At 46.1% G+C, this 18,930-nt stretch carries 19 protein-coding genes; 5 read left to right on the plus strand and 14 right to left on the minus strand.

What is annotated here, in order from left to right:
- Positions 1-49: 49 nt before the first annotated feature.
- A complete protein-coding gene (locus AC1DLI_RS15145; protein ID WP_477603886.1) occupies positions 50-1,009 on the minus strand; it encodes an aldo/keto reductase in 960 nt (319 codons plus the stop codon).
- A gap of 222 nt (positions 1,010-1,231) precedes the next feature.
- Here AC1DLI_RS15145 and AC1DLI_RS15150 point away from each other — a divergent pair, with 222 nt between their 5' ends.
- Positions 1,232-1,615: a VOC family protein gene (locus tag AC1DLI_RS15150; protein WP_477603888.1), complete on the plus strand. Its 384-nt coding sequence runs from the start codon at positions 1,232-1,234 to the stop codon at positions 1,613-1,615.
- 97 nt (positions 1,616-1,712) lie between these two features.
- Here AC1DLI_RS15150 and acsA read toward each other — a convergent pair whose 3' ends face one another.
- Positions 1,713-3,437 carry an acetate--CoA ligase gene (gene acsA / locus AC1DLI_RS15155; RefSeq protein ID WP_477603890.1) on the minus strand — a complete coding sequence of 575 codons (1,725 nt, stop codon included), beginning with the start codon at positions 3,435-3,437 and terminating at the stop codon, positions 1,713-1,715.
- 242 nt (positions 3,438-3,679) lie between these two features.
- Between acsA and AC1DLI_RS15160 the strand changes: the two genes are divergently transcribed.
- Together AC1DLI_RS15160 and AC1DLI_RS15165 are read left to right on the plus strand one after the other, a co-directional pair.
- The gene (locus tag AC1DLI_RS15160) at positions 3,680-4,315 is read left to right on the plus strand and encodes a GNAT family N-acetyltransferase (protein ID WP_477603892.1); all 636 of its coding nucleotides are present in this window, start codon (positions 3,680-3,682) and stop codon (positions 4,313-4,315) included.
- An 88-nt stretch (positions 4,316-4,403) separates the two neighbouring features.
- The gene (locus AC1DLI_RS15165) at positions 4,404-5,582 is read left to right on the plus strand and encodes an acetoin utilization protein AcuC (RefSeq protein ID WP_477603894.1); all 1,179 of its coding nucleotides are present in this window, start codon (positions 4,404-4,406) and stop codon (positions 5,580-5,582) included.
- Between the two features lie 90 nt (positions 5,583-5,672).
- Here the strand turns inward: AC1DLI_RS15165 and AC1DLI_RS15170 are convergent, their stop codons facing one another.
- The 4 genes from AC1DLI_RS15170 to AC1DLI_RS15185 form a co-directional block, all read right to left on the minus strand.
- On the minus strand, positions 5,673-6,371 hold the full coding sequence (locus tag AC1DLI_RS15170) for a 5'-methylthioadenosine/adenosylhomocysteine nucleosidase (RefSeq protein ID WP_477603896.1): 699 nt from the start codon (positions 6,369-6,371) through the stop codon (positions 5,673-5,675).
- Between the two features lie 5 nt (positions 6,372-6,376).
- Positions 6,377-7,381: a catabolite control protein A gene (ccpA, locus tag AC1DLI_RS15175; RefSeq protein ID WP_477603898.1), complete on the minus strand. Its 1,005-nt coding sequence runs from the start codon at positions 7,379-7,381 to the stop codon at positions 6,377-6,379.
- Between the two features lie 139 nt (positions 7,382-7,520).
- A complete protein-coding gene (locus AC1DLI_RS15180) occupies positions 7,521-7,904 on the minus strand; it encodes a hypothetical protein (RefSeq protein WP_308994669.1) in 384 nt (127 codons plus the stop codon).
- A gap of 186 nt (positions 7,905-8,090) precedes the next feature.
- Positions 8,091-8,528 carry a VanZ family protein gene (locus AC1DLI_RS15185; protein WP_477603901.1) on the minus strand — a complete coding sequence of 146 codons (438 nt, stop codon included), beginning with the start codon at positions 8,526-8,528 and terminating at the stop codon, positions 8,091-8,093.
- 52 nt (positions 8,529-8,580) lie between these two features.
- Between AC1DLI_RS15185 and AC1DLI_RS15190 the strand changes: the two genes are divergently transcribed.
- Complete coding sequence (locus AC1DLI_RS15190) at positions 8,581-9,111, plus strand: type 1 glutamine amidotransferase domain-containing protein (RefSeq protein ID WP_308994671.1); 531 nt, start codon at positions 8,581-8,583, stop codon at positions 9,109-9,111.
- On the opposite strand, the gene ptsP is transcribed toward AC1DLI_RS15190, so the two are convergent.
- The 6 genes from ptsP to AC1DLI_RS15220 form a co-directional block, all read right to left on the minus strand.
- A complete protein-coding gene (ptsP, locus tag AC1DLI_RS15195; RefSeq protein ID WP_477603903.1) occupies positions 9,108-10,850 on the minus strand; it encodes a phosphoenolpyruvate--protein phosphotransferase in 1,743 nt (580 codons plus the stop codon). The genes AC1DLI_RS15190 and ptsP overlap by 4 nt on opposite strands.
- Positions 10,847-12,733, minus strand: a complete 1,887-nt coding sequence (locus tag AC1DLI_RS15200; protein WP_477603905.1) for a glucose PTS transporter subunit IIA — start codon at positions 12,731-12,733, stop codon at positions 10,847-10,849. Before AC1DLI_RS15200 ends, ptsP begins: the two co-directional genes overlap by 4 nt.
- A gap of 241 nt (positions 12,734-12,974) precedes the next feature.
- Positions 12,975-13,613 carry a hypothetical protein gene (locus AC1DLI_RS15205; protein WP_477603907.1) on the minus strand — a complete coding sequence of 213 codons (639 nt, stop codon included), beginning with the start codon at positions 13,611-13,613 and terminating at the stop codon, positions 12,975-12,977.
- 142 nt (positions 13,614-13,755) lie between these two features.
- Positions 13,756-14,190 (minus strand): CoA-binding protein, encoded by a 435-nt coding sequence (locus tag AC1DLI_RS15210; protein WP_308994736.1) that lies wholly within the window; start codon positions 14,188-14,190, stop codon positions 13,756-13,758.
- 53 nt (positions 14,191-14,243) lie between these two features.
- Positions 14,244-15,539, minus strand: coding sequence for a 3-phosphoshikimate 1-carboxyvinyltransferase (gene aroA / locus AC1DLI_RS15215; protein ID WP_477603910.1), 1,296 nt, complete (start codon positions 15,537-15,539; stop codon positions 14,244-14,246).
- Positions 15,540-15,617: 78 nt separating this feature from the next.
- Positions 15,618-16,142 (minus strand): shikimate kinase, encoded by a 525-nt coding sequence (locus tag AC1DLI_RS15220; protein WP_477603912.1) that lies wholly within the window; start codon positions 16,140-16,142, stop codon positions 15,618-15,620.
- Between the two features lie 145 nt (positions 16,143-16,287).
- On the opposite strand from AC1DLI_RS15220, the gene AC1DLI_RS15225 reads away from it, so the two are divergent.
- Positions 16,288-16,611 carry a hypothetical protein gene (locus AC1DLI_RS15225; RefSeq protein WP_477603914.1) on the plus strand — a complete coding sequence of 108 codons (324 nt, stop codon included), beginning with the start codon at positions 16,288-16,290 and terminating at the stop codon, positions 16,609-16,611.
- Between the two features lie 12 nt (positions 16,612-16,623).
- Here the strand turns inward: AC1DLI_RS15225 and gndA are convergent, their stop codons facing one another.
- Positions 16,624-18,036: an NADP-dependent phosphogluconate dehydrogenase gene (gndA, locus tag AC1DLI_RS15230; RefSeq protein WP_477603916.1), complete on the minus strand. Its 1,413-nt coding sequence runs from the start codon at positions 18,034-18,036 to the stop codon at positions 16,624-16,626.
- A 295-nt stretch (positions 18,037-18,331) separates the two neighbouring features.
- Entirely contained in the window at positions 18,332-18,928 is a 597-nt protein-coding gene (locus tag AC1DLI_RS15235; protein ID WP_308994679.1) for a hypothetical protein, read from the minus strand.
- Positions 18,929-18,930: the final 2 nt, after the last annotated feature.

An 18,930-nucleotide genomic window follows, 5' to 3' on the forward strand; every position in this document is an offset into this window, starting at 1 on the left:
CACAAGAGGCTGCTTCCTTTTTTGTTGAGGTAAGGGATTTGTTGAATCTTTAAATGACATAAGATGAATCCGTTTCGAACAATCGGCTAATCTGCTCATACTCTTCTCGCGTTAAGCTCCATTTCGCGGCAGCGGCGTTATCCACTACCTGTTGAATCGTCTTTGCGCCGGCTATCACACYCGTAATTTCCTTCCGATACAATAACCAATTAATAGCAACCTGATTAAGCGGTTTTCCAATTGTTCTCGCTAGTCCAGTAAGCGTTTCGATGATGACGATGTTTTTTGTAAACTGTTTCGCAGAGAATAAAGGGTTGAGCTGTGCGCGTACATCTGTTTTTGGAAGCCTCGTTAAATAATTAAATTTTCCCGTCAATAATCCCTGAGCTAAAGGGCTGTAGGGTATAAATCCGATATTAAGCTGCTTTGCATAAGGCAATGCTGCATGTTCGACGTCACGTTTAAATAAATTATACGGCAGCTGTACGGACACGATAGGGCTTACAGCCTGTGCAGCGACTAGCTGTTGAACATTGAAATTCGATACGCCGATATATCTTATTTTCCCCTGCGCGGCCAATTGATTTAAAGCTTCAAACGTCTCTTCTATAGGTGTTTTCCCGGTAGGGTCAGGCCAATGAATCTGGTACAAATCAATATAGTCCGTCTTTAATCGACGCAGGCTCTCCTCTACTTCGCGCACGATATTAGCTTTAGTCACGTTTATGCTAAATTGTCCCTGCCCGTTCCACTCAAGTCCTGTTTTTGTTGCGAGGATCACATGCTCGCGTACCGGTTTAAGCACTTTGCCTAACAATTCCTCCGAATGACCGAGGCCATAGGCGGGAGCTGTGTCGTAAAAGGTAATACCCAAGTCATATGCATGACGAATAGCAGCCTCCGTCTCGTCATCGTCCACATCACCCCAGCCCGCTTTCCCTGCTGCCCAAGAACCAAATCCAATGACGGTCGGATAAAGATCGCTATTGCCTAATTTCCTAGTGTCCACCAAACAACCTCCCAAACTCATTATTCCCACCTAATTACTTGGTTTTGTAATCATTATTATATATCCTAAGGATGAAAGTCAACCCATTTTTTTCAAGTTAGACTTCTTAATCCCGCATATCCGATCAATCCTACTTGACAGCTATATCCCTTCTCCTTATGATAGACATCGTTATCCATCATAATAAAAATTCAAAACCAAAATAGAAAGGAATTCATCCTCATGACCAAAAAACGGATTGACCATGTTGGCGTAATGGTAAAAAATATAGAGGCTTCGATTGCCTTTTACACGGAGATGCTCGGATTTGAGCTTAAAGGACGTATCCCCCATTCTAATGGCATTATTGAGCTTGCCTTTTTAGGCTTTGGCCATGAAGGCGAAACGGATCTAGAGCTAATACAGGGATATAATGATAGTCTCCCGTTGGAAGGTAAGGTTCATCACTTTGCCTTATCCGTTGATGATGTACAAGCTGAATTTGAACGTTTGAAAAAGCTGGACGTTACTTTTATTGATGACGGAATAACGACGCTTCCGAACGGCTATCAATACTTTTTCGTGAGCGGCCCTGATGGTGAGTGGATTGAACTATTCCAGCGGTAATTGCTAAGCGCCCATTAACAAAATAACAAAAAAGAGGATGACTCCTATCTAGGAGCCATCCTCTTTTTTGTTATTTGAGATGTTAGCTGCATAAGCTCTAATCTTCGATTGTGGACAAATCACCCGTCGGTAAATTCAGCTCCCACGCCTTCAGCACGCGACGCATAATTTTTCCGCTTCGTGTTTTTGGAAGCTTATCTTTAAATTCGATTTCTCTTGGCGCAGCATGGGCAGATAAACCGATCTTAACAAACTGTGAAATTTCCTGTTTTAATTCATCGGAAGCCTCATACCCTTCACGAAGCGCAATGAAGGCCTTGATGATCTCTCCGCGCATAGGATCGGGTTTGCCGATAACGCCTGCCTCCGCTACCGCTGGGTGTTCCACAAGCTTACTTTCGACCTCAAATGGGCCGACTCTCTCCCCTGCAGTGTTAATCACGTCATCGATACGCCCTTGGAACCAGAAATATCCATCCTCATCCATATAGGCCGAGTCTCCTGAAATATACCATCCTTTTAGATAGAAATATTCCTCGTACTTGGAGGGATTGTTCCATACCTTGCGCATCATAGACGGCCATGGGGTTTGAATCGCTAGGTTACCCATGCGATATGGCGCAACCTCATTTCCGCTGTCGTCAATAATCGCTGCTTTCACACCTGGCACCGGCTTGCCCATTGATCCTGGCTTGATATCCATGCTCGGATAGTTACAAATCAGCTGGCCGCCAGTCTCCGTCATCCACCAAGTATCATGTATGCGTTGGCCGTATACCTTAAGCCCCCAGCGTACAACTTCTGGATTAAGCGGCTCGCCTACGCTTAGGACATGTCTCAAGCTGGAAAGATCAAAGCTTTGCGATATTTCATCGCCCGCACCCATAAGCATACGGAAGGCTGTAGGAGCGCTATACCATACGGTCACGCCGTATTTTTGAATAACGCCGTACCAATCACTTGGGCTAAAACGACCGCCGCGTATAACATTAGTCGCGCCATTAAGCCAAGGCGCAAAAATCCCATAGGATGTGCCTGTGACCCAGCCCGGATCCGCAGTACACCAATAAATATCATTTTCTTTCAAGTCGAGTACGATTTGTCCGGTGTACATATGCTGAATCATTGCATTTTGAACATGGTAGACACCTTTAGGCTTTCCAGTAGAACCAGACGTATAGTGTAAAATAAGTCCGTCCTCGCGATCCAGCCACTCGATCTCAGCTTCATCGGATACCGCGGACATCTCTTGCGTGAAATCGATAATGCCATCTTCCTGCGGTACATCCTTACCGAACACGATCACATGCTTGAGGTTAGGCAGCTCATCCCTCTTGATTCTTTTTAAGAGTGCAGGTGTTGTTATGATTGCTGTTGCTTCACTATCCTGCAGTCTGTCTTTTACCGCTGTCTCCATAAAAGCCTCGAATAAAGGGCCAACTACCGCGCCTACCTTCCAAGCGCCTAACGCACTGAAATACAACTCAGGCGTACGGGGCATAAAGATAAAGACCCGCTCACCCTTCGTAATTCCAAGCTTCCGCAAAACATTTGCAAAACGATTCGACTGCTTGCTCAGCTGTTCAAAAGTGTAGGACTCATCGCGTTCGCTATCGCTATAATATAGAGCGACCTTGTCACCTTTTCCTTGCTCGACATGGCGGTCAATGGCCTCATAGGCCATATTAACTTTCCCAGTCGTGTACCAGCTAAACTGGCTTTCAATCTGGCTCCAATCAAAGGAGCTGGCTGCTTCGTCGTAATTCGGTAAATTAGGATTTGGTGCCGTCGCTGGAATTCGTTCTTGATGTAAGTTGATCATACTATCACTCTCCCATCAAATCTGTGTGTCTGCTGTATAAGAACACGCTTTCATTTCTTTGTCATCGCTTGAGGCAAACAAGCCGACAATCGAACGCGTTTCCCAAAATTTAAACCGCCAAACTCATTATAGCATATCCTTTTTCTATTCGACTACGCTTTTCATTTGCTTAAAACTTTGCTATAAAGAGTAGTAGAGATGGCAAGTACGTTTTTCCATAGCAAGTAAAAGGGGGGATAGCCTTGGAACATCGGAAGCGTTTGCAGCGAGAAAGTCTCGCTATAGACGCAGGGCGCGAGCTTATTTTAGAAGGGCCAGTACCTCCTGAGCAGCTCGCTTGCATGATCATGCATAAATCGTTAGACGCGTTTCGCAGGCCAAACGAGCAGCATGTAGCGCTCGTTGAAATAGCCGGATTAGACGAAGGACGCATCGTTTTGGCACGCGAGGGCAATGTTATCGTCGGCTATGTAACCTTTCATTATGCCGATGAGCTTGAGCGTTGGTCTGAGGGCGGCATGATGGATCTTATCGAGCTAGGGGCCATAGAGGTAGCAGATGATTACCGGGGCTGCGGATTAGGAAAAAGATTGATCCAACTCGCGTTCGCTGAGGAACAATTAGAAAATATGATCGTATTTACGACAGAATATTATTGGCATTGGGATCTCGAAGGCACAAAGCTTAACGTGTGGGACTATCGCAAAATGATGGAAAAATTAATGCAGTCCGTCGGTATGGTATGGTTTGCTACCGATGATCCCGAAATATGCTCCCATCCCGCGAATTGCTTAATGGTTCGCATCGGCAAAGAAGTGCCGCTGAGCTCTGTAGAGCATTTTGACCGAGTCCGATTTCGGCAGCGCTTTATGTATTAATACCATGCTTACGAAGTAGGTTTGCTGCGCAAACCTAAGTCCATGCTTACGAAGTAGGTTTGCTGCGCAAACCTTTAGGAGGATAGAGATGGCTTCTGATGCTGTTTTCATACATCATCCGGATACTAGCGGATATAAATTTGACGAAGAGCATCCATTTGATCCGCTGCGTCTTACGCTTACGATTGACCTGCTCAAAGAAGTGAACGCACTCAATGACGAGCTGATAGAGACCCCACTCCCCTATCCCGATGATGAGCTCTTGTCACTCGTGCATAGAACAGACTATTTGGCAGCTGTGAAACAATTAAGCGAGCAAGCTCCTATCAACGATAGCGGCCTTCTTGCTCAGCAATTCGGACTGCATACGGAGGACACTCCATTCTTCCCTGGCATGCACAAGGCTGCAATGACGATTGTCAGAGGCTCGTTGGCAGCCGCAGATGCTGTTATGACAGGCCAGGCTAAACATGCTTATCATCTTGCAGGTGGATTGCATCACGCCTTTCCTGACCGCGCTTCGGGCTTTTGCGTGTATAACGATGCTGCAGTCGCCATTAAGCATATTCGCCAAACCTATAATGCCAGGGTTCTTTATATCGATACTGATGTTCATCATGGCGATGGTGTTCAGTGGATATTTTATGACGACCCGGATGTGTGCACCTATTCAATTCACGAGACAGGAAAATTTCTATTTCCAGGTACTGGCTTTGTACATGAAAAAGGAACCGACCATGGTTTTGGAGCATGCTTTAATGTCCCGCTTGAGCCTTACACGGAGGATGAATCTTGGCTTGAGAGCTTCAATATCACATTGCGCAAAGTGATATCCGCTTACAAACCGGATGTAATTATTAGTCAGCATGGCTGTGATGCCCATGCCTATGACCCGCTCTCGCACATTCACTGCAGCATGCGGATCTATGCTGAGATCCCTGCCATCATACATGAATTAGCCCATACCTATACAGATGGCCGGTGGATCGCGCTTGGCGGCGGAGGTTATGATATTTTCCGCGTTGTTCCGAGAGCATGGTCCCTCGTTTGGCTCACCATGATCGATCATCCGATTTCTCATGGAATAGCTGCCGGCAAAGTAATAGCTCTTCCTGACTGCTGGGTGAAGCGCTGGACCTCTTTTAGTCCACTGAAGCTGCCTACCACGTGGATGGATGATCCAGCAGATATTGAACCGATGCCAAGGCGGTTAGAAATAGCGGACAAGAACAGAACCATCCAGAATATAGTTATACAGGATCTTTAAATCTGCGCACTGCATACCGCTCATAGAACACAAAAAAAGAACCAGCCGTGAGACTTACATCACGGCTGGTTCTTTCGAGTGGTATTAGAGTTAGATATTCTTTAAGATATCATCAATGATTTGGTATGAATGATTAGAAGCAGTTACGGTAAACTCCGAGAAGTTCACATGTGCCGAACCGTCCGCTTTATCCGACATCGAACGAATAATGACAAACGGCGTTTCATTCATATCGCACACTTGGGCGACCGAAGCCCCTTCCATCTCTGCGCAAGCGCCATGGAGTGTCTCATGAAGCAGCTTGACMGTTTCTCGGCTTGCGATGAACTGGTCCCCCGACAATACTTTCCCTTTAAGGCTTCGGCCCGAGAATAGTCTGCTGCTGGCAGCAGACGCAAGCTCGATTAAACGATCATCCGCTGCAAACTCTGATCTTGGGTGAAACGGAATCGTCCCACGAGCAAAGCCGAGCGGCGAGCAGTCCATATCATGCTGTATGCAGCTCGTTGAAACCACGATATCGCCAATGTTCAGCTGAGGATCAACGGCTCCTGCTACACCAGTAAAGAGCACGCAGTCAGCGCCGAGATCAAGTAAGATTTGCGTACAGACAGCAGCATTTACTTTGCCGACACCTGATTTACAATATATGACCTCTTTACCGTGAAGGGTACCTTCATAATATGTAATTCCAGCTTTCGTCACTTGAGACGCTATGTTTACATGCTCATGGAGCAATTCAATCTCTTCCGCCATAGCGCCTATAATTCCTATTTTGTTAAAAGACATTTTTCTTATATTCCTCCAACCGATTGACGCACGACGATTTCATGCGGCAGTACCACTTTGGATTGATCTACATTTTCTTTTTTCATAAGCTTGGTCAGCAAACGCATGGAAACTGCGCCAATATCATACATCGGTTGTGCGACAGCTGTAAGCTGAGGGCGAACCATCGATGCCATGCGGCTGTTATCCACGCTAATAATGGAAATATCATCCGGAACCTTTAATCCGGAATCCTGAATACTATGAATTGCCCCAATCGCCATTTCATCCGTTGCGGAAAATACAGCTGTTGGACGCTCGTCCAATTCAATAAAGTACTTCATAGCTTCAGCGCCGGACTCATACCGATAATTACCGATACGCACTAATGAATCATCATAGGCAATTCCAGCCGCTTCGAGCGCACGCTTGTACCCTTGAAATCTTGCATACCCGATTGATGGATCCTGCAGCGTTCCACTGATCATGGCAATACGTTTATGACCTTGCTCCAGCAGCTGCTGTACAGCATCAAACGCAGCATCTTCATGATTGATATCGACAGATGGAATCTGTCCGCTTTCATCGGATGTCGCACAAAGCACAATCGGAACGTTCGCCGTCTTAAAAGCTTGCAGATGCTCCTCCGTAACGGCCCCGCCCATAAATAACAAGCCGTCGACCTGCTTCTCCAATAAAGTGTTGATAACGCGGATTTCTTTATCTTTTTTCTTATCCGCGTTGCACAAAATAATATTATAATGATACATATTGGCAATATCTTCGATACCGCGCGCTACTTCCGCAAAAATAGCATTTGAAATATCAGGGATAACAACCCCGACCGTAGTCGTTTTCTTACTTGCCAGACCTCTCGCTACAGCATTCGGACGATATCCAAGTCTTTCTATTGCTTCATATACTTTCTTGCGTGTTGCGGGCTTCACATTCGGATTGTTGTTAACAACCCGAGAAACCGTAGCCATCGACACTCCTGCTTCTCTTGCTACATCATAAATGGTTACCGTCACAGTGGTTCTCTCCATTAGCTCAGATTTAAAATTACGTACGACGCATATTAACGTAATCATACGACAAAATATTACTTTTCGCAATGTTGACGCATGATCAGCTCTGTTGCATGGTATGTAAAAATGTAAATCCGAGCACTTATGTAAGCAGTGTCCGACGGCTAATTTGCTCAAGTCTCTTCTTTAAATCCGCAATCCATGCTTCATCATTAAGCGTTTGAGCAAGTAAATACAAATCGAGCAATTTGTTAATTCTCTGCTCAATCAATCTCTCAAAGGCGGATTGATCCGTTTGCAGCTTCTCCGCTTTCGCTTCGACCAATAAATTAGCCCATTCATTGCATTCATTGAACAGAAACGTTTGTTTATTTGGTTGAGCACCTAGTTGAGCGATTAATCCAGTTAAATCCGGCTTTACCTCCGGAAATACCTCACTTCGGTTACAGGTCGTGCAAGAGAATATAGGAACATTATCGATTTCTACTTTCCCCGAATAAATAACTGTGCGCAGTTTCATCTTCATGATGTCGCCACAATGACACATCTTATGCAAAGTGGTCCACTCCTTCTTAGTAGCAGCTACCTTTGTCAGCATAGCTTTCAGAGTTCTAATCTATAAATGATTCGACCATTTTCGCGTAAATTCCTGCTTACACAGTCTTGTAATTTTTACTACTAAACGTATCAAAAAAACATCTTACTCCGTTCACTACGGCGCTATTTTTCTCCATTTTGCACGCACCCAAGGTATGGCTGCCAAAGTCGTCCAAATCGCTGCTCCAATGAGATCATTTCGGATATCCAATGGATCAGGCATCCTGCCTCCAACAAAGGATTGATGATATTCGTCCGTTATGCCGTATAATCCGCAAAGCAGCACGATGATTACCTTCATCCAAAAACGATCGCCTTTTTTTCCGATTCCATAATCAAGTGTGAGTGCAAGGATGAAATAAGAAACAAAATGCCCCCAATTGAAACCTTCCATAAAAGGAAAAAACTTCTGAAAGAACGGAAGAAAGGTATCTATCTCCTCGCTCGTTCTTGAAGATAATCCAAATATAACAGCCATCCATGCGGYAGCCGGTATAAATCGCAGCAAACGCATAGGTATTAATGATTGAGCTTTCGGTTCAGTTTGCTTCATTGTTGCTCCTTCGTTACAATAATAGAGATCTTTAATAGATGGAGGGGAAAATATGTCTTTACAAAACAAAACCGTCATCTGCTTACTAGACGACGAATTCGAAGATTTGGAACTATGGTATCCCGTATATCGTGCACGCGAAGCTGGCGCTACCGTTCTGTATGCCGGCCCTGAAAAAGGCAAAACCCATATTGGCAAATACGGCGTCCCTGCAGTCGCTGATCTGTCATTTGATGAAGTGAACAGCAATGATATTATCGGCCTATTGGTTCCAGGCGGCTGGGCTCCTGATAAATTGCGCCGTTATCCAAAGGTACTCGAGCTTGTGCAAGAGCTGAATGCGGCTGACAAACCAATCGGCCAAATTTGTCATGCTGGCTGGGTCCTCATCTCTGCAAAAATTTTAGAGGGACGCAAAGTCACATCGACTCCAGGCATACGTGATGACATGGAAAATGCTGGCGCAACTTGGTTTGATGAAGCTGTCGTTGTTGACGGAAATCTTATCTCCGCACGTCGTCCGCCAGATCTTCCTCCTTATGCGAAAGCTTTTGTAGATGCACTAGTACAGCGAATGGGCTAACCATTCGCTGTTTTTTTGTCTACGCGCTCCATAAATGCCGTTAACAGCTCTAAAATTTCACTACTCGTACGACAGCTGTGCAATTGTTGGAAAACCTCTCTGCTCTCTTCCTGTGAAGTACTCAGAAGTCTTTGCTTGACCTGCAAAATAGAGTGCGAGGACATGCTTAGTTCGTCAACGTCCAGACTAAGCCAAATCGGCAGCGCCCTCAAATCTCCAGCAAGCTCTCCGCACACACCAACTGAAATTCCGGCTCGCTTGGCAGCTTCAACCGTCATGCGCAGCATTCGGATCAGAGCGGGATGGTACGGCTCATACAAATGTGATATTTCTTCGTTCATCCGATCAACCGCAAGCGTGAATTGAACCAAATCATTTGTACCAATACTGAAGAAATCGACCTCTTCCGCAAGCAAATCAGCAATCATTACGGCTGCGGGCACTTCGATCATAATACCGATCTTCATCCCTTTATCGTAAGAGATTCCCGCTTCCTCAAGCTCCAACTTGGCCTCGTTTAACACGGCATTTGCCGCACGCACCTCATCTACCGAAGAAATAAGCGGATACATGAGCTTTACTTTTCCGTAATGGCTCGCACGAAGGATGGCACGAAGCTGTGTCTTAAATAAATCTTTACGGTCTAGCGATATCCGGATGGCTCTATATCCAAGAAAAGGATTGTCTTCTTCAGGCAATTCAAAATAATCAAGCTGTTTGTCCCCGCCTACATCAAGCGTACGAATTACGAGCGGCTCGCCTGCAAGTCTTTCTGCCACGCTGCGATAAACCTCGAATTGCTCCTCTTCTTTCGGAAACCGATTGCGGTCCATATACAAAAATTCAGTCCGGAACAGGCCCACGCCATGCGCGCCGGACGATAATGCGATTTCCAATTCCTTAAAGGAGCTGATATTGGCCGCAAGCTCAAGTCTTTTTCCGTCTGGCGTAACTGGCCGATGACCAGCGATGCCGTGCAGCCGTTTTTTTGCTTCTGCTTGGTGATCATGCAGCTCCGTGTAGGCATCAATGACTTCCTGCACGGGATCGATAAATACGCTGCCGTCATTGCCATCGATAATAATTGTCTGGCCGGTTTGAATAGGCTCCAACAGCTTTGTCTCTACGCCTACGACGAGCGGTACACCAAGCGCCCTTGCCATAATGGCTGAATGGGACGTCGTGCTTCCTGCGAGCGTGACAATGCCTAGTACATGCTGCGGGTTAATGTGAGCGAGCTGAGAAGGCGAAAGCTCCTTCGCAATCAATATAAAGGGCTGGGTATCCGAAGGCAATGTTATCTCCGGTGCGCCAAGCAAATGCTTTAACAGCCGGTTTCCGACATCCTTAATGTCCAGCGCGCGCTCCTTCATGTACTCGTCATCCAGCAAATCAAACATCGTAACAAAATGATCAATGGCTTCCTTCACAGCTACCTCAGCTGCTTTGTACTGGCGTTGGATAATGCCTTGAATTTCATTCATAAAGACAGGATCGTCCAAAATGGCTATATGAGCATCGAATATGTGCGTTTCCTCTGAGCCGACAACATCTCGCAGCTCATCCTTAATCTGTTCGATTTCCGACTTGGAGGTACGAATTCCTTCGTATACACGTTCGAACTCTCGGGCAAAATCCGCTACGTCGATTTTTTGCTCCGGCAGCTCCCATTCCCAGTTCGGTAGCACAAACGATCTCCCAATCGCTATGCCTGCTGACGCCCCTATTCCTTGAATCATTGTGTTTCCCCTCCACCGTTTCTCTCTTTCAGTACAACAGACAACACCGAGGACTGCCCCTTTTTCACCGCTTTGAACGGTGCAAACCGCCAAGAATGAACAAGATCAGAATTTGTTATAACCATTGGGGTAGCAAGCGACTTGCTTTCCTTACGTACCCGCTGCAAATCAAACTTGATAAGCATCATGCCAGGTGTAACTTCATCGCCTTCTTTAACAAGCGCATTAAAATATGCTTTGCCTGCCAACCGCGAGGTGTCAATGCCAATATGCAAAAGCACTTCCAGCCCTTCTGGCGTAAGTAGGCCAATAGCATGCATCGTTGGATAAATATGAATGACTTTACCTTTCACCGGTGAAACGAGCTCCCCTTTCTCGGGAATGAAGGCAACACCTTGTCCAACAAGCTTTCCTGCGAATATCGGATCAGGTACCTCGTCAAGCGGAATCATACGGCCTTGCATCGGCGAATGAAACAGAACCTGCGCTTGATCGCGATGAATCGTCTTAATCATTTCTTCACGAATTAGCTCAGAGTATGTTCCAAATACGACTTGAACCTGTCCGCCGCCAAGCTTTATAACGCCTGCCGCGCCTAAATTGCGAAGTGCATTTATATCAAGCAGCTTGTCATTGGATACTTTAAGCCGCAGTCTTGTAATACAGGATTCCATTTTAACAATGTTTTGTTTTCCACCGATCGCCTGCAAAATAAGCGGTGCGCGATAAGGAATATCGCCTGCCCATTCATCAAGCTGTGAGCCTTCCTCGCGACCAGGCGTCGGAATTCGAAATCTCCCGATGGCCCAGCGGAACAAGAAGTAATAAATAAATCCAACAACGATTCCAATCGGTATAATAAGCCAGCCCCGTGTCGCCAGATGCTCATTGATAACAAAATCGATAGCGCCGGCCGAGAAGGAGAATCCGTGTCTGATACCCAGCTCATAGGTAACCCACATGATAATACCTGATAATATGGCGTGAACGACATATAAATACGGCGCCACAAATAAAAAAGCGAATTCTACCGGCTCGGTTACACCCGTTAGGAATGATGCTAACGCAGCGTATAGAAATGTTTTCCGTATTTTAGGTTTTAAGTCCTCACGCGCCTCATGAATGATGGCAAGTGCAATGGCTGGCAAAGCGAACATCATCGTCGGATATAAGCCTGCCATAAACACGCCTGCTGTAGGATCTCCGGCAAAGAATCGCGGAAGATCTCCATATACCATTGCGCCAGATGCGGTTTCATAGCCGCCAATTTGAAACCAGAACACGTGGCTAACGAGATGATGTAAACCGAATACAACCAAAATACGATGAACAAAACCATATAAGAACACGCCGAAGCCGCCGCCGGATGCTACGATTTCTCCAAGCTCTACGAGCATTTTTTGCAAGTAGGGCGCGACATTGATCATGGCTATGGAGAACAACAAGCATACGACGCTTACGAACAACGGAACAAACCGCGGTCCGCCAAAAAATTGTATGTATTCCGGCAAACGAAGACTTTTGAAGCGCTCATGGCTAACACCAGCAATAATCCCGATCAAGGTGCCTATAAGCACGGTCGGTTCAATTGGAACCGCGGCGGTGCCCGTGATGCCGCTGTAGATAATCATCCCTACAAGAGCAGCCATGCCGGCTGCGAGCGCATTTCCCGTTAATCCAAGCGAAATGCCAAGCGCAAAGATATATGGTAAAAACGTAAAAATCGTTTCGCTGGCCGCTATTAAATAGCCTTCCATACCTGGCAGACCAATGTACGCCCACGGCAGCTTGCTTAAGCTTAAAAATATAGCTGCGCCAGGCAGTACAATCATCGGTAGCATAAATGCTCTACCGAGCTGCTGCAGGCTTCCAATGAAAATCATCTTGCACCCCCTAAAAGTTTTGCGAAGCAAAACTAACTTCGAAAGCATATGCTGTTTTGCGAAGCAAAACTAACTTCGAAAGCATACGCTGTTTTGCGAAGCAAAACTGACCTCATAAGCATTTATCCCAATATGTCTATATCGATGTTAAGCGTTTGCTGCGTTTTTGTCAAAGTAAAACGGCGAGCCAATAAAGGCCCGCCGATGTTGATGATTCTTTTCTAATTATTCTAAAACGTTGTTATCGCATACCGCCTGAATAAGGGGAATTCGCAGCACTCGTCGACTGCCAACCTACATGTGAAATAACTGGACCCGATTGTTGATAGGCATTAGTAGCTTCATATACAGGGTGTAGCGATGTGTTCGAATGTGCAGTTGTCATACCGTATCCGCTATGTGCATTCGACTGCGGATAGCCGCCATAACTTGCGTTTGAGAAATGCGAATTGTGTGCTCCGTAATTCATACCAGAATTTTGGTTAAAAGATTGCTGGTATGATTGCTGGTTTTCTGGACCAGCTTGATACCCTACATGTGCGATAACTGGACCCACGTTGCCAAATGCCGATGCTGGCGATTGAGCGTAGCTTTGTACGGGTTGATGCGAGATGAATGAATTATTCGTTCCTACCGGTTGAGTCATATTCGTATAGCCCATCGGTGCGTAATGCTGTACGCCTTGGTTATACGAGTTAGACGCTTGATAACCGCCTGGCACATTCGAAACGATGGAATTCGTTTGTCTGCCAAAAGTCGGTTGGCTGAGCTGTCCTTGATAGTGAGATTGCACGTTGCCGGTTGGCTCAAAATGCGTGCTTTGGTTTAGGAAGCTCTGTTGGCCTTGGTAATTACCCGGTTGTTGCGAAAATTGATTCACGTCGTGTCCTCCTTGGATTACAATCATAAAGTCTTCAAGCAAATGCCGTTTGCCCCGCTTTCGTTGATCATGCGAAAGGCAAGTGAGGCACTCGCTTATGAAGCCTTCTTATTGTGTAGGAGAGCCCTCTTTTTTATAACAGTTATGTTTTGGATTTTCCACCAGGAAGTAGGATGGAATCTTCAACCTTGATACAACGGTCCATAATGACCTCAAGACCGCCAGCAGCTGCAATAGCGGCCGCTTCCTCGTTCGAGATACCGAGCTGCAGCCACAAGGTTTTGGCGCCAATCGCAACCGCCTCCTCCGCTACCGGAGGGGTATGCTCGCTTCTGCGGAAAACATTGACAATATCTACAGGTACAGGAATATCTTTAAGCGAAGCGTAGCTTTTTTGTCCCAATATCGTATCGGCGTTAGGATTGACAGGAATAATCGTATAGCCCTTCGCCTGCATGGCTTCGGATACCATATAAGACACGCGATCCGGCTTGTCGGATAAACCAACAACGGCGACCGTCATGCTTTTCTCTAGAATACCCTTAATTTGCTCGCGCGTAGGATTCTCAAAAACCATCATAACACCTCAATTCTTCATGATATGAACAGAGCTTAAGCGTCTTCGTCCGTTTAACCGTCAATCCATTCTACGTTTGCACCCAGTGCTTTCAAATGATCGAAATAAATCGGATACGACTTCGCAACATGATGGGCATCACGTATGCGGATCGGCTGCTTCGCACGTAAACCAACAACCGTTAATGCCATAATAACGCGATGGTCAAAATGGGCATTAATCTCGACGCCGCCTTCCACGCCCTCCGGCCGGCCGTGCACAATGATTTCCGCCTGGCGTTCTTCAACATTTGCTCMTGCTTTTCGCAGCTCGTTCAAATAATCGGTAATGCGGTCGCACTCTTTATAGCGCAAATTTTCTACGTTATAGAAGCGTGAAGTCCCCTCGGCAAAAACAGCCGCAGCAACCATGGCCAGAACCGCGTCAGTTGCGTGATCACCATCAAACTCAACAGCTTTCAGTTTCCCGTTGCCTTTTACATGAACGATCCCGTTCTCATGCGTGAGAGGAACCTCCATCATCTTCAGTACATCAACTACCGCACGTTCACCTTGCTTGCTTTTCTCTTCCAGACGATGCACGATCACATCCGACTCTGTCACCGCCGCTGCCGCAAGAATTGCCGCGGAGCCTGGGTAGTCACCTTGTACGGAATACGTTTTTGCTTCATAGCTTTGGCCGCCTGGAATGCGGAAACGCATATAATCCTCGTCGGCATGGATGATAATACCTGCTTGTTCCAGCACCTCAAGTGTTTGACCAACGACAACCTTTGATTTTAAATCATGCAGCACTTCGATTTCGCTATCTTCCTCTAATAGAGGCGTCAGAAACAATAGCGCGCTCAGAAACTGCGAGCTGATGTTGCCAGATACTTGAATTTTCCCGCCTTTTGGAGCACCGCCTTGAATACGGATAGGAAGCTTCCCATCATTATGCTCAATGGAGACGCCCATTGCAGTTAACGATTCGATCAAATCGCTATGCGGCCGTTTGCCGAGCGAATCCGGATAACGGTTAATGAAGGTAACGTCTGGACATAGCACTGCTATAGCCATCAAAAAACGCAATACAGCGCCGGCATTCCCTACATCAAGCTGTTCAACCGGTTTCGGATGACGGCCAAAGCCTGTGATGATGATTTTCTCCTCATCTTCTTCCACCGTAGCACCCAAATCTCGGATGCAACGGCGCATAGCGTCGCTATCTTCGCTGTGAGCAGGATAATAAATCGTGCTCGTACCTTCTGCAAGTGCTGCTACCAGCAGGTAGCGGGTCGTGTAGTTTTTTGAAGAAAGCGCTTGAAGTTCACCTTCAAGTCTTGGCGTTGGTGTTACTAAAACGTCCATAGTTCGTATGATCTCCCTTTACAATAATATATACACCCCAATCGGCAGCCTGGCCTATTGAAATGATGTTCAATTACGTTATTGCTTCTTGGTCCATTGTTCCAAAATCGTTGCAACGACCTCTTCGGCAGACATACTCGTCGTATCAATCGTAAGATGCGCAAAATCGTAAGCATGCTTACGCTGCTCGAGCAGCATGTTCACTCGCTCTTCCGCGTCGCCCTGCAGCAGGGGACGGGCGTTATCCGTCTTTACTCTTGCCATTATTTGCTCGGGACTTGCTTTTAGCGCGACGACATAACCCTTGCTTAGCATCAGCTCACGGTTTGTGCTGCTTAGCACAGCGCCTCCCCCCGTAGCAACTACACAGGAATCTTCACTTGCCAAAATCATATCCAGCACTTTGGTTTCAATTTCCCGAAAGCTTGCTTCCCCTTCGGTTGCGAAAATATTAGAAATCAGCTTATTTTCAAGCCTTTCGATTTCCTCGTCACCGTCGACTCGTTTCCAGCCCAGCTCCTCTGCGAGCAGCCTGCTGACGGTTGATTTGCCGGTTCCCATAAACCCAATCAACACTAATTTATTACATGGTTGCCTTTCCATCGTTACCGTTTCACCCTTTTCATTCTTCCTTATCCATTTTTTCTACAACATCATATCATTTTTTTATTATTCAAGGGTATAAAAAAGTTGTATATGTCGTATGGATGATAATGATGTTTAAACAAGGATAGGAGTGACGTTAGCGATGACCAGAGATCTTCATTTGCAAAGTCCCCACCCCACTCAAATGCGAATCAATCGCATTCTCGATCCTGCTCATCCCCTTTGCCGCGAGGATGTCATTTGGGTGCTTGAGTTTATTAAAAAAAAGGTGGCTGACGAAGATCCAGCCTTAATGGATCTTTCGCAGCCACGCTTAATGCAAAACTTTCTGTTCTTTGCCGAAGCGGCCATGTCACTCATTCATCGAAGACATTACTCCGACCAAGAGGCTGATCGTCTGCGGAATTGGCTGCGCCTGGCAACCTTCGGATTAATTACGGACAATCCCCGCGAGACGAATCAATAATGGCTTTTGAAATTAAGATTGCATCCAGTTGAAGTGGAAGCTGCCTTCTTTGTCCAAACGCTTGAACGTATGAGCACCGAAGTAATCACGTTGCGCTTGAAGCAAGTTTGCAGGCAAACGCTCCGTGCGGTAGCTATCGAAATAAGCGATAGCGCTTGAGAATGCCGGTACCGGTACGCCGTTTGTTACTGCAGCTCCAATAACTTCACGCCATGCGCCTTGGTAAGTTTCAACGATGTTTTGGAAATAAGAATCGAGCAACAAGTTGCGCAGATTCGGATCACGGTCGTAAGCGTCTTTGATGTTTTGCAGGAAGCGTGCACGGATAATGCAGCCGCCGCGGAAAATCATAGCGATTTCGCCGTAGTTAAGATCCCAGTTATATTCTTCAGAAGCTGCACGCATTTGAGCGAAGCCTTGAGCGTACGAGCAGATTTTGCTTGCAAACAAAGCTTTGCGTACGGACTCGATAAATGCTGCTCTGTCGCCAGTGAAAGGTGTTTTTGCAGGGCCGTTAAGCACTTTGCTTGCCGCAACGCGTTCTTCCTTCATAGCGGACAAGAAGCGAGTGAATACGGATTCCGTAATGATGGAAAGAGGTACGCCAAGATCAAGCGAGCTTTGGCTAGTCCATTTTCCAGTACCCTTTTGACCAGCGGAATCCAAGATTACGTCTACCATTGGCTTGCCAGTCTCAGGATCATATTTCGAGAAGATATCTCTTGTGATCTCGATCAGGTAGCTATCTAGTTCCCCTTTGTTCCACTCGGAGAAAATCTCGTGAAGCTCTTCCGCACTAACGTCAAGAACGTTTTTGAGCAGGTCATAAGCTTCGCAAATCAGCTGCATGTCGCCGTACTCGATTCCGTTATGTACCATCTTCACGTAGTGGCCTGCACCGTCTGGTCCGATATATGTGCAGCAAGCGTCATCTCCGACTTTAGCGGAAATCGCAGTAAGGATCGGTTCAACAAGCTCATAAGCGGATTTTTGGCCGCCAGGCATGATGGAAGGTCCTTTCAAAGCGCCCTCTTCGCCGCCGGAAACGCCAGTACCGATGAAACGGAAGCCCTTAGCTTCAAGATCTTTGCTGCGGCGAACGGTATCAGGGAAATAAGCGTTACCGCCATCGATGATAATATCGCCCTCAGCCAAATGCGGAACGAGGGAATCGATTGTTGCATCCGTACCTGCTCCAGCTTGTACCATGATCAAAATTTTGCGAGGAACTTCCAACGATTGAACAAACTCTTCAATTGTATAAGTAGGGACAAGATTTTTCCCTGCTGCTTCTTGAACGAGATCATCTGTCTTCTCGCGGGAGCGGTTGAACACCGATACCGTGAAGCCTCTGCTCTCAATGTTAAGGGCAAGGTTCTTACCCATTACGGCCAATCCAATTACACCAATTTGCTGTTTTGACATCTGGTTCTTCCATCCTTCATCATCTATTTTGGGTCACAATAGTTTTATTTTACTCTTTTTATTCCAAGAAGAAAACTGCCTAACCGTAAAAATGTCGGAATATCGGCATCAGATTTATTGACCGATTTAAAAAGTTTATCTTATATATGCCTAAATACCTCATATTTTTTATGAGAATATACAAATCGTTTCCTGCTCGTGAACATCCTAAAAAAACCAAAAAACGATCAATGGCTGTTTGAAACCGCAGCAATTGATCGTTTTTAAGTTTTCATTTCGGGATCGCCAACTATCATCAGAGTTCCAGTTGCAACATTTCCGAGCGAAGTGCCATCAATCGCTCTTTTGACTCAGAAACCGCTTCCTCATCCGTGCCCTGCAGCGCGTCAAACAGCATCGACAACTCGTAATCAAGCTCATAGCGCAACACGATGGCTCTTTCTTCTGCGCGCTTGGATTGAAAAGCTCTGATCATTTCTTCTATTGTAACGAAAGGCTTCTTCTGATAAATAATCCGATGTTCCATACCGGACACCTCCACGAGTCGTATAATCTCACCGAACATAATACTCTCAATGACGATTTGACGATCTTTAATGCGCTTTACAACCGCATGTCCACGTGTGTCATTAATCAGCTTTTCAATCAACTCTGACAACTTCTCGTCTTTAATGATGTAATCTCCGACAATTTTGTAACGGTTCTTCATGCGCTGGAATTGAAGCTTAACGAGCTTGCGGCCAGTACGGATCGATACAAGGAACTGTCCCTCCGTCTCACTCCAATACAAGGAATAACCCTCCTGAATAAGATCGCGGATGAGATTTTGGATTTGCCGGCGGTCAAATCGCAGCTCCAAATTGCAATATTCGACTTCATGGCTTTTGTTCACGG

This window comes from Paenibacillus sp. 01T443, assembly GCF_056398325.1.

Excerpts from the sequence above, each read along its gene's own strand:
- AC1DLI_RS15190 (WP_308994671.1), top strand. The coding sequence starts at position 8,581 with ATGTCTTTACAAAACAAAACCGTCATCTGCTTACTAGACGACGAATTC.
- ptsP (WP_477603903.1), bottom strand. The coding sequence starts at position 10,850 with ATGATTCAAGGAATAGGGGCGTCAGCAGGCATAGCGATTGGGAGATCG.
- AC1DLI_RS15220 (WP_477603912.1), bottom strand. The coding sequence starts at position 16,142 with ATGGAAAGGCAACCATGTAATAAATTAGTGTTGATTGGGTTTATGGGA.
- gndA (WP_477603916.1), bottom strand. The coding sequence starts at position 18,036 with ATGTCAAAACAGCAAATTGGTGTAATTGGATTGGCCGTAATGGGTAAG.
- AC1DLI_RS15200 (WP_477603905.1), bottom strand. The coding sequence starts at position 12,733 with ATGATTTTCATTGGAAGCCTGCAGCAGCTCGGTAGAGCATTTATGCTA.
- AC1DLI_RS15225 (WP_477603914.1), top strand. The coding sequence starts at position 16,288 with ATGACCAGAGATCTTCATTTGCAAAGTCCCCACCCCACTCAAATGCGA.
- AC1DLI_RS15150 (WP_477603888.1), top strand. The coding sequence starts at position 1,232 with ATGACCAAAAAACGGATTGACCATGTTGGCGTAATGGTAAAAAATATA.
- AC1DLI_RS15165 (WP_477603894.1), top strand. The coding sequence starts at position 4,404 with ATGGCTTCTGATGCTGTTTTCATACATCATCCGGATACTAGCGGATAT.
- acsA (WP_477603890.1), bottom strand. The coding sequence starts at position 3,437 with ATGATCAACTTACATCAAGAACGAATTCCAGCGACGGCACCAAATCCT.
- AC1DLI_RS15210 (WP_308994736.1), bottom strand. The coding sequence starts at position 14,190 with ATGGTTTTTGAGAATCCTACGCGCGAGCAAATTAAGGGTATTCTAGAG.
- AC1DLI_RS15180 (WP_308994669.1), bottom strand. The coding sequence starts at position 7,904 with ATGAAGATGAAACTGCGCACAGTTATTTATTCGGGGAAAGTAGAAATC.